The 12,129-nt window shown below is 63.8% G+C and carries 4 protein-coding genes; 2 read left to right on the top strand and 2 right to left on the bottom strand.

What is annotated here, in order from left to right:
- The coding region (locus tag J1M86_RS24010) for an ABC transporter permease (protein ID WP_206511642.1) at positions 1-794 on the top strand (794 nt) is incomplete at its 5' end.
- A gap of 357 nt (positions 795-1,151) precedes the next feature.
- Entirely contained in the window at positions 1,152-2,123 is a 972-nt protein-coding gene (locus J1M86_RS24005; RefSeq protein WP_307786732.1) for an alpha/beta fold hydrolase, read from the top strand.
- A gap of 9 nt (positions 2,124-2,132) precedes the next feature.
- On the opposite strand, the gene J1M86_RS24000 is transcribed toward J1M86_RS24005, so the two are convergent.
- Both J1M86_RS24000 and J1M86_RS23995 read right to left on the bottom strand, forming a co-directional pair.
- Entirely contained in the window at positions 2,133-3,101 is a 969-nt protein-coding gene (locus tag J1M86_RS24000) for a sulfotransferase (RefSeq protein ID WP_075838817.1), read from the bottom strand.
- A gap of 99 nt (positions 3,102-3,200) precedes the next feature.
- Complete coding sequence (locus J1M86_RS23995) at positions 3,201-12,122, bottom strand: non-ribosomal peptide synthetase (protein ID WP_307786731.1); 8,922 nt, start codon at positions 12,120-12,122, stop codon at positions 3,201-3,203.
- Positions 12,123-12,129: the final 7 nt, after the last annotated feature.

The raw sequence follows: 12,129 nt of genomic DNA, 5'->3' as shown, positions 1-12,129 counted from the left end.
CCACCCACCCGTGGCCTGAGACGTCGATGGCGGCGCTGTGGACGCACAGCCTCATCCAATGCAAACGGCTGCTGACGCGCTGGCTACGCGACCCCACCACGATGATTCAGGCCGTGCTGTACCCGGCACTGATGCTGGTGATGTTCCGTGTCGTCTTGGGAAACTCGATCTCGATGGCGACCGGCCAACCGGCGGTGTACGGCCAGGTTCCCCTGATCGCCCTGATCGGTGCGATGTTCGGGTCGATCGTCAGTGCCGTGGGACTCAAGCAGGAGCGCAACAACGGACTGCTCGCCCGCTTCTGGACCCTCCCGACACACCGCGCCGCCGGACTCGTCGGCCGGATGATGGCGGAGGTAGTCCGGATATTCGTCACCACCCTGGTGATCGTTGCCATGGGCTTTGCGCTGGGGTTTCGCTTCAACGAGGGCTTGTTGGCGGGTTTCGGTCTCATCCTGCTACCGATCGTGTTCGGGGTCGGCTTCGCGGTGATGGTGACGTTCCTGGCGACCGTCTCCGGCGACGCTCCCCTCGTCGAACTCGTCTCGATTCTGTGCACGCTGCTGCTGTTCTTCAACTCCGGCTTCGTCCCTGTTCAGGCCTACCCGACATGGTTGCAGCCCGTCGTCGCCGCGCAGCCGATGTCCTGCGCGGTCGACGCGATGAAGGCGCTGGCGCTCGGCGGTCCGACGCTGACTCCGGTATTGCAGACATTGGCGTGGTCACTGGGCATGGTGTTGGTGTTTCTCTATCCGGCAATCAAGGGCTATCGACGTGCATCGTCGACCGCATAAGCGTCACCACGCACCGAACGGTTTCATTGTTACTTTTCGGTCCATAGGAAGTTTCCGCCGATAAATCAATTGCTCCATGTCCACGCAACATGCATTCGGGCAAGTTTTCGCATCTAATCGGGGCCCTCGCTCGTTTCACTATTCGCCGGAACAAAACTGCAGCTAGAGGCCATAACGGCCGTTCGGCCAACGACGCATCAATTGATGACGCCGCCGAATATCGCCTTTACCTTCTACCGGGATTTGCAATTTGTGTCAGCTCCAGTAATGCTGGATTATCGAGATGTTTCGGGATTAGCGAATACACACATCCCCCGAATCCACACATCCCCCGAATCCACACAGCAAGGAGTCAGAGTGAGGGTCGACTGCATGTCGCGTCACACCAGGACATTACTTTCGATCTTCTTTTCACTCCTCGTACTGGTCGGCGCGGTTGCAACTGCTCCCACGGCCGGAGCCCAGCCGGCCGCAACTCCTCGACTCGACTCGCTCGAACGAATGGGAGCCCCGCCCGAGGGAGCCAACGACTGGTCCTGCAACCCGTCGGAAGCGCACCCCCGCCCTGTGGTCCTGGTACACGGCACCGACACGGACATGCAGGAGAGTTGGCCCGTCCTCTCCCCCGAACTCGCAGCCCAGGGCTACTGCGTGTTCGCCCTGAACTACGGCGCCATGCCGGTGATGTGGGACCACAGCCAGCTCGTGTGGGGAATCGGTGACATCGAAAAGTCGGCCGCTGAACTCGCCGAGTTCGTCGACGCGGTGCTCGCAAGCACCGGCGCTGAGCAGGTCGACCTCGTCGGCCATTCGCAAGGCGGCACCATGGCACGGCAATACCTCAAGTTCAACGGTGGCTCGAATCCCGCAGACCCGTCCGCAAGCAAGGTTCGCAACCTGGTGACGCTGGGAGCTACCAATCACGGAACGAACTTCAACGGCCTGCAACAGCTCTATCTGTTGGCCACATCGGTGGGAATCCCTCGCGACTTCACCTCACAACTCGTCTTCGGCGTCGCCGGCAGTCAGCAGCTCATCGGATCGCCGATGCTGCGCAAACTCAACGCCGGTAGCGAGGTCATGCCCGGTGTCGACTACACCGTCATTGCCACGCGGGACGACCAGATCGTGACTCCGCCAGAGCGCACCTTTCTGGACGACCGTGGGACGGGTCAGGTGACCAACCTGTGGGCCCAGGACCTGTGCCCGGGCAATACCGCGTCACACATGGGTCTCACGCGGGATCCGGATGTGTCGTACATGATCAGTACCGCGCTGGATCCGAATTACTCGAACACGAACCCACTGGTGTGCGCCGAATCCGAATGACATGTTGTTTCAAGTCCACTGCAGGTCGCGGTCGAGTAGGGCGTAGAGCTCTTCGTTGAACGGTCGGTAGAACTCGGCCAGGCGGGCTCGAGACTCCGGGTCCTGGCGCGGCGCAGTCAGAGGGTTCTGATTGACCGCCTTGTGCATGGTCGGCGGCGTCGGCGGCAGCCCGAGAAACTCGTGAATCGAACACACGGTTGAAACCGGGTTCGCGAAGAAGTCCTCGGATTTGACGACGAGCACGCGATCACGGCCGAAGCGATCGAGCCACTTCGCTGTCGACTTGGCGTAGATGCCAGTTTGAAGCAGGGGAAATCCCGAGGGTGATGGATACGGCATCCCGGGGAAGAGATCGAGTGACATGTCCACGTACTCGGCATATGTCGCGTAGTACGGGATCTGCGATTGAGCTCGGCCGCCGAGAAACAGATCCCACTTGTAGTGGGAGTACGCACGCTCCACGGGGTCACGCAGCATCAGGATGATCTTGGCGTCGGGGCACGCCGCTCGATAGTTGTCCATCAGCGGGTGATGGTGCATCCACGGGGTGAAATACCCAGTGGATGCATGCCCGGTTTCGGCCCGAACACTGTCCATCTCGGCAACCGTCGGGTAGTGCGGACGCCATGTCTCGGGGCGGTCGGAGAATATTTCCTTCGACAGCGGCGGCAGGATCGACGGATGCTGAAACAGGTAGGTGGACAGATCACTCGTGCCGCTCTTGATCGCACCGAGACATGCGAAGTCCGGCAGCACCCGGCTGCCGACGAGTGAGCGGTGTTTCAATCGCCACCATGGAGGGTTTCCCCAGTAGTGGGGCAATACCTGGTAGCGCAGCCCGCGCTTGACCGCGCCGGCGTAGTAGCCGAGCTTGTTGCCGGTTCCCTGCAGCTGCAACCGGTGGAAGGCACTGATGTCGTACGGCTCCGCAAAAGCCGTCGAAGCGGAGCCTTCCGGTTCGGATGTCACTGGTTCCATTTCGGTGCGCCCTTCCGATAACCGACAATTCGCCGGCAGTGTCCGGGAAATGTTAGTTCGTGCGGCCCTACCGCGCACCGCTGTTCCCGATCCTCGGGTTCACGCCTCATCGAGGTGTGCCCACGGCGCTGGCCGGTCGTCATCGGTTCGGACCACCGCCTCGAGTTCGGACTCGAATCCATCGAGCGACACCGCGGACGGTACGAACGCGTGCGTGACGTCGTATTCTTCGAGCACGGTCACCAGGTCAGCTTCCGTCGATGCGGGCTGCCCCAGCACGATCACTGCCGCCCCGAGCGCAGCTGCGACGGCCACACCGAACGCGTCCCAACCCGACACCGACTCGGCCGAACCACCGAGACCGGTCATCAGTCGCGAGTCGTAGCCGACGGACCACGCGTCCGCCTCTGCCAGCGCCCGCGCCACCAGCTCGGCGTGCGTAAGGACGTCCTGGCCGCGGTCGGAGACGACTACGAGCGCGTTTTCGTCTCCGGACAGTTTTCCCGCTCGCGAGGCGTAGCCGATCGGCCGCGGCGACTGCGCTGCGATGGCCGCTCGGACCTCAGCATCATCGAGTGCGAAGCCGGATACTGTGCCCGTGGCGTGGCCCGAAGCCGCCGAGGCCGTGAGAACACAGTCCGCGCGGATCGATCGCCCCGAGTCGACCTGGCCGGCCACCTGGCCTACGACGACGGCACTCGCACCCGCACACCACACAGCCCAGAGAGCTACGACCCCGTCGACCGACATCGGCAGATCGACGTGCACGCGGTCTCCGGGGCCGATGCCGCGGGACGCCAGGTACCGTCCGAGACGGGCAGATCTGCCACCCAACTCCAGATAAGTCACCTCGTCTTCGGCGATCACCGCCGGCGCGTCCGGGTCCGCTTCGACAATCGCGTCGATCATGTCCGCGACGGTTCGGGCGTGCGGCAGTGTTGCTACCCCACCCGAGGTTGCTACCCCACCCGAACCGTCGGATTCGGCTCGCTCGGCGGCAGTGCGGAGGTCGATGTCACGAACGAGTGCATCTGGCGTGCGAGCGAGCACGTCCAGCACTGCGAGCAACCGCTCTTCGAGCACGGCGACGGTGGCCGCGTCGAAGAGGTCGGTGGCGTAGATCAGCGAGCAGTTCAGCTGCGGTCGGTCCGAATCGGGACCGACTGAGAAGACGAACTGCAGGTCGTACTTGGCCTCCGGATTCGGCATCTCGAGGCCGGAGATCGACAGGCCGGGCAGATCGAGGCTGGCGACGCCGTGATTCTGAAGCGCCAAAACCACATCGAAGAACGGAGACTTCGACCGGGCGCGCGGCGGGTCCACCAACTCGACGACGCGCTCGAACGGCACATCCGAATGCGCGAAGGCCTCGAGATCCACCCGACGCGCGATCTGCAGGACGTCGGATGCCGACACGTCCTGCGACACCGGGGTTCGCAGAACGAGCGTATTGACGAACATCCCCACGATGTCGTCGAGGGCTGCCTCGCCTCGCCCCGCGACCGGAGTACCGACCACGATGTCCTCGTCGCCGGACAGCTTGGACAGGACTATCGCAAGGGCGGTGTGCAGGGCCATGAACAGCGTCGAATTGTGTTCGCGCGCAGTCTCGTGCAGCGCCTGGACCACAGCGCCGTCCACCGTGAACTCGTGAGTTCGGCCCAGTCCGGACGCAGATGCCGCTCGTGGGCGGTCGGTGGCGATGCCCGTCTGCGGCCTGATCTCGGCCAACGTGCGCTGCCAGAACGATTCCTGAGCGGACATGATCGAGGCAGGGTCGCTGCTCTCGCCGAGCACATCGCGTTGCCAGAGAACGAAGTCGGCGTACTGGACGTCGAGGGGCGCCCAGCCCGGTTCCTGCCCCATAGAACGCGCCGCGTAGGCCGTCATCAGATCCCGAGTCAGCGGGCCCAGGGAGAAACCGTCGATCGCGATGTGGTGGACGACCAGTACGAGTATGTGTTCGTCCGCCGACCGCGCCAGGATGCGGACCAGCACGGGAACTGAAGTGCTCACGTCGAAGCTCGTCCCGAGCAGGGTGCGCACCTGCTCGGCGACATCTCGGTCGCGAACGGGCACGGGAGTGGTGTCCCACTCGACGTCTGTCACCGACATGACCTGTTGCGAACCGGTTCCGCCGACCTCTGGATATCGTGTGCGCAGGGTCTCGTGCCTTGCGAGCACATCGGTGATCGCCTCCGCGAGCGCATCGGTATCGAGCTGCCCGCTGAGCCTGAGAGCGAGGGAGACGTTGTAGCTCGTCGATGTCGGATCGATCCTGTTGAGGACCCACATCCGCTGTTGCGCGAACGAGAGGGGCACGACCGCGGGACGAGGACGAGCGGACAGCTTCCCGGTGCTGCCCTCACCGACGGACGCCCCGAGGAGTGCGGCGAGCCCTGCCACCGTCGGAGCATCGAACAGAGATCGAACTGTCACCCGAGCGTCGAGTGCAGAACTCAGCCTCGACACCACGCGCGTCGCGATCAACGAGTTGCCTCCGAGAGCGAAGAAGTCGTCCTCGGAACCGACTCTCCCACAGCCCAATACGTCTTCGAATACTTCGGCGACGATCTCTTGCACCGCGCCCGAGGGCGCCCGGAACACCCGACCGCCGGCCTCCGGTTCGGGCAGGGCGCGTCGGTCGAGCTTGCCGTTGACCGTCAGCGGGATCGTCTCGACCGGAACGAAGGCCGAGGGCACCATGTAGTCGGGTACCTGAGCTGCCACACCGCGGCGGATGTCGTCCAGATCGAGCGAATCGCCGTCTACCGGAACCAGGTAAGCGACCAAGCGCGGTCCCGTCGCGTGATCCTCGCGGACGATCACCGCGACAGCCGAGACATCCTCGCGACCCGAGATTGCTGCTTCGATCTCACCCAGTTCGATCCGAAAGCCTCGCAACTTGACCTGATCGTCGGCGCGGCCGAGGTACTCCAACTCGGCTCCGCCGTGCGCGCTCACCCATCGCGCTCGGTCGCCCGTGCGGTAGAGGACATCGCCATCAGACCCGAAGGGATCGGCGACGAACCTCGTCGAGGTCAATGCCGATCGTCCCCGGTACCCCCTACTCACCTGGCCACCGCCGACATACATCTCCCCGGCGACACCGACGGGGACCGGCCGCAGACGGCGGTCCAGCACATAGGTGCGCAACCCGGGGAGCGGGACGCCGATCATCGAGGCAGATGGCACGTCGTGTGCCGTCATGAAGCGGATCGATACGTGCACGGTGGTCTCGGTGATGCCGTACATGTTCACCAGCACCGGACCGCGCTGATGGTCCTCTGTCCCGTCGCCGTGCCGGGCAAGCCAATTCTCCAGCCGTCGAGGTTCGAGGGCTTCGCCTCCGAAGATCACGTATCTGAGCGAGAACTCTGCATCCGGTAGAACGCGGTCGGCTTCGGCGAGCTGATAGAAGGCCGAGGGCGTTTGGTTGACGACGGTCACCCGCTCGTCGACGAGCAGATCTCTGAAAGCCTCGGGGGCGCGGGAGGTGTCGAAGTCGACCACGACCAGCGTGCCTCCGTGGATCAACGGCCCCCACATCTCCCAGACCGAGAAATCGAACGCGTAGGAATGGAACATCGTCCAGACGTCGTCCGCACCGAAACCGAAGGCGGGCTGCGTGTTCGAGAACAGACGCAGCACGTTCTCATGGGTGACGGCCACCCCCTTGGGAGTGCCGGTGGATCCGGAGGTGTAGATCACGTAGGCAACGTTCTGCGGCGTCGACGGCGCACGCCGGTCCGCATCCGTCAGCGGGCTTCCACCTGTGCCGAGAGGATCGATTGCGTTCGGGTCGAGCACCGGGACACCACCGAAATCGATGTCTAGCCCGGACGCGACGGCGACGATCGGCTTTGCGTCGTCGACCATGAACTGGATTCGGTCGGTCGGGTACGAGGGGTCGATAGGCAGGTAGCCGGCTCCGGAGGTCGAGACCGCCAAAAGGGCCACCACCAACTCGACCGACCGCGGAAGCGCGACCGCCACCAGGGTTTCCGGACCGGCGCCGAATGCAATCAGCTGGTGGGCAAGTGCCCGGACTCGCCGCGCGATCTCGGCGTACGACCACGATTGCCCATCCCATCGCACCGCGGTGCGATCCGGTGAAGCAGCTACGACGGCGTCGAAGCGGTCGACGAGGGTCCCGATGGCCATCGGGTGGTCCGGGCTCGACGCGCTCCAGGTCTGCAGCAGGCGCGCGCGTTCGAACGGATCGACGAGTTCGATGTCGCCGACCGGTCGATCGGGTGCGTCGAGCAGTCCGGTCAGAAGGCGCAACAATCTCGCCCCCATAGCGTCGGCCGTCGATCGATCGAACAAGTCGGTCGCGTAGACGAATTCGACATTCCACCCGGAGACACTTGCCGCGGAGTCGTGACTGTCCGAGACAGTGATCTGGAGGTCGAACTTCGCATGGATGGTGTCCAGTTCGATCCCGCCTACGGTCAGGCCCCCGAGTTCGAGTCTGGTGCCTTCGAGGTTCTGGAACGTGTACATCACCTGGAACAGCGGGTGCCGCCCACGGGAGCGCTCCGGATCCACCACGTCGACGATCCGCTCGAACGGCACATCCGAGTGCGCGAACGCAGAGAGGTCGCTCTCGCGGACCTCGGCGAGCAATTCGGCGAACGTGAGCGCGGAATCGACCTGTGTGCGGAGAACGAGCGTGTTGACGAACATGCCGATCATGTCGTCGAGCTCGGCGCTGCCCCGCCCCGCGACCGGCGTGCCGATGGCCACATCGTCGGTATCGGACATGCGCGCGAGCAGTACAGCCAAGGCACCGTGCATCACCATGAAGGGCGTCACACCGCTTGCGTTGGCGAGGGCGGTGATCCGACGACGCAGTACCGCGTCGACGGCGACCGAGGTCGCTGCCCCTCGATACGACATTTCGGCCGGGCGTGGGCGATCGGTCGGAAGCTCGATCTCGTCCGGTAGATCTACGAGCTGCCTTGTCCAGTAGTCGAGCTGCGCGGAGGCAATCGAGGATGGATCGTCTTCTGCCCCAAGGATCTCTCGCTGCCAGACCGCGAAGTCCGCGTACTGCAGTGCGGGACGCGACCAGCCGGGGGCCTGACCTGACGCGCGCGCCGCGTAAGCCTGGGCGAGGTCGCGTGTGAGCGGACCGATGGAGAAGCCGTCGACCGAAATATGATGGGCCACAACGACCAGTACATGGTACTGGGGGGACTCGCGAAGCAACGCTGCCCTCACCGGCACACCGGCAGTGACATCGAAACCGCCGCCCAGCATCTCGAGTGCGCGAGGCCTCGCCTCTCCCGGGTCGATCTGCTCGATCTCCAAGACAACCGGATCCGAGGACACTGCACCCGCAGCGAGTGGCTCGACCACCTGGTACCCCACACCGTCGATGTCGGGATAGACGGTCCGCAGGATGTCGTGACGCGCGAGGACGTCCCGGAACGCCAGGACGAGCGCGTCGACGTCGAGTTCACTCTCGAGGCTGATGATCACCGGCACATTGTTCGCAGCGGAATCCGGGTCGAGACGGTTCAGAAACCACATCCGCTGCTGGGCCAACGACAGTGGCGCTGGTGTGTCGCGGTCGCGTCGGGCCTGCATCGGCTGCCGTCCGAACAGACTGCTCTCCAACGAGCCGCCCGCATCCAAGCCGGTAGCCGTCTCGTGCTCGATTCGCACAGCGAGTGCGTGGACGCTGGGAGCCTCGAACAGAGTGCGGAGGGAAATTTCGACGCCGAATGCCACCCCGAGTCGCGCGACCACCCGGGTGGCAATCAACGAGTTGCCGCCGAGGGAGAAGAAGTCGTCGTCCAACCCGATACGTTCCACACCGAGCAGAGCTCCGAACGTTTCGGCGATCATCTCTTCGACCGGCGTCGACGGCGGACGGAAGGGACGAATCCGCACCGTCGGCTCGGGAAGTGCGCGTCGGTCGAGCTTGCCGTTGGGTCCGAGCGGGAAAGCGTCCATGATCATGATCGAGGTGGGCACCATGTAGTCCGGTAGTGCGCCGGCTGCCGTCCCGCGAACCTCGTCGGGGTCCAGCGTGAGCCCCGCCCTGCACACGATGTATCCGACGATCGTCTCGCCCACAGCAGGATCGTCGACGAGCGCGACCACGGCTCGAGACACACCCGGATTCGTCAGCAGCGCGGCTTCGATGTCACCCAGTTCGATGCGTTGGCCGCGTAGCTTGACCTGGAAGTCGCTGCGACCGACGTATTCGATCTCGCCGGCTCGGTTCCACCGGACGAGATCTCCTGTGCGGTAGAGCCTCTCGCCGCTACCGAAGGGGTTGGCGACGAACCGCTCGGCAGAGAGGTCGGCGCGAGAGGCATAGCCCCGGGCCAGCTGTACCCCACCGAGGTAGAGCTCGCCGATGACACCGGGCACGGCCGGCTTCAGGCGCCCGTCGAGGACGTGGACTCGGGTGCCCGAAACCGGGCGGCCGATCGGTACGACGACGGTATCGTCCTCGGTCACCTCGTGGAACGTGACATCGACGGCGGCCTCGGTCGGCCCGTACAGGTTCACCAACCGTGTCGACGGCAATGCCTGCACCGCGGCCCGTGCTGTTGTTGTGGGCAGCGCTTCGCCCGAGGCGAAGAGCCAGCGGATCGAGTCGATGTGGCCAACCGCTTGTTCCTCTGCGAACACCGCCAACATCGAGGGCACGAAGTGGGCCACGGTGACAGAGTGCTCACGCAGGAGATGCGCGAGGTAGGCGGGATCGCGGTGGCCTCCCGGACGAGCAACCACCATCCTGGCGCCGTACTGCAGTGGCCAGAACAGTTCCCACACCGACACATCGAATGTGATCGGTGTCTTCTGCACCACGACGTCTTCGCCGCGCAAACTGTACTCGGACTGCATCCAGTTCAGTCGGTTCACGATTGCCCGGTGACTGATCACGACGCCCTTGGGGCGTCCCGTCGATCCGGATGTGAACAGTACGTAGGCGGCGTTGTCGGGGCCCCCGGCAGCCAGTTCCTTCTCGTCGATCGTGGCGTTCGAGTAGCGCCCCGGTGGGAGCGTATCGACTTCGACGATCTCGAATCCGTCCACGCCGAGGAGGTCGCTCGAGGTCGACAGGATCAGCGATACATCGGCGCTGCTGAGCGCGTACCGAATTCGCTCGTGTGGCTGGTCGGGGTCCACGGGTAGGTACGCAGCACCCGCCCGGACCACGGCATAGATGGAGACCAGCATCTCCACCGACCGGGTGATCGCCACGGCGACGACGCACTCGGGCCCGATGCCCCGAGCGAGCAGATACCGGGTGAGCTCGTTCACCCGAGAATCGAACTGCGAGTAGGTGAGCGACTTCTCCTCGAAGGTGACAGCAACGGACTCGGGCTGCTGTCGTACTGCGGCCAGATAGCGGTCGAGCAGCAGTTCGTTGCTCTCGGGCGCGGCTGTTCCTACCCACCTCTCGTTGACGGCCATAGCCTCGTCGGTGGTCAGGATGTCGATGTCGCCGATCAGCGCGGACTGGTCGGCCACCATGGTTTCGAGAATTTCTCTGAGGCGCTCACCTGCGGTGACGATAGTGGCTTCGTCGAAGAGGTCGGTGAGATAGAGGAACTGAGCGAGCATGCCGAGCGGTTCACCCGCGCTGTCGAATTTCTCGGACACGGTCAGATACAGGTCGAATTTGGACAGACCGGTTTCGAGTTCGACTCCGGCTGCGCCAATGCCGGGGAGCTCGACCTTGCTTCGCTCGAGGTTCTGGAAAGCCAGCATCACCTGGAAGAGCGGCTGTCGTGCCGTGGATCGCGGTGGATCGAGTACTTCGACCAAGCGCTCGAATGGAACGTCGGAGTGCGCGAACGCGTCCAGATCGATCTCACGTACTGCTGCGAGCAGGTCTCGCACAGAACGTGATCCGGTGATCTCGGTGCGCAGAACCAAGGTGTTGACGAACATACCGATGACGTCGTCGAGGGCGCGCTCACCGCGGCCTGCTATCGGAGTACCGATAGTGACGTCCTCGGTATTGGACAACCGAGCCAGGAGTACCGCGAACGCGGCATGCACGACCATGAACGGGGTGCACCCGAGTTCGAGTCCCAGCTCCACGATCGATCGATGCAGACGAGCACTGACAGCGAAGGAATGCACAGCACCGCGTTCGGTGGCGTGCGTGGGCCGCGGTCGATCGGTCGGCAGATCCAGTTGTTCGGGCACACCGGCGAGCCGAGAAGTCCAATAGGCTATCTGCTTGCTCATGACGGACTCGGGATCGGTTTCGTCGCCGAGCATATCCCGTTGCCACACAGCGTAGTCCGCATACTGGACCGCCAGCGGCCGCCACGGCGGCGGCGTTCCGGAGGACCTCGCCGAATATGCGGTGACGATGTCGCGCACCAGCGGGCCCATCGAGAATCCATCGGCTGCAATGTGGTGGACGACGACGGCAAGAAGATTCTCGGCATCACCGAGTCGATACAGGTGCGCTCGGAACGGCGCACTCTGCGCCAGTGTGAAGCCCCGCGTGACCAGGGTCTTGATGCGCTCCAGTGCTTCGATTTCGGTGCACTCGTCGAATCCGAGCTCGAATGAGTTCGCCTGCAGTGGAACCACCACTTGATGCCCGACACCATCGATTTCCGGATAGATCGTGCGCAGCGATTCGTGGCGTTCACGGACGTCATCGATAGCTTTGGACAGCGTCTCGAAGTCGAGGTCTCCTTGAAGCCGAACGACGATCGGAATGTTGTAGGCAGCCGAGTTCGGTTCGAACTTGTCGAGAAACCACATGCGTTGCTGTGCGAGCGACAACGGAACGTAACGAGGCCGTCGTCCGGACACGAGGGGCAACCGTGCCCCCGTGCCTGCAACACGTGAGACGGAGACAGCCATGCCCTCGACGGTGGACGAGTCGAAGATCGTCCGCAACGGAATCTGTGCGTCCAGGGCGGCACCGATGCGTGAGACGACCTGCGTGGCAATCAGCGAATTACCACCAAGAGCGAAGAAATCATCATCCAACCCCACACCCGAAACCCCGAGAACATCAGCAAACACCCCCGCC

This window comes from Rhodococcus sp. KRD197 (assembly GCF_017168235.1).
Lineage (GTDB): Bacteria > Actinomycetota > Actinomycetes > Mycobacteriales > Mycobacteriaceae > Rhodococcoides.
This window is presented reverse-complemented; position numbering and strand designations above follow the sequence as displayed.

What these genes read in the sequence shown, in the direction of transcription:
- J1M86_RS24000 (WP_075838817.1), bottom strand. Translation starts at nt 3,101, where the DNA reads ATGGAACCAGTGACATCCGAACCGGAAGGCTCCGCTTCGACGGCTTTT.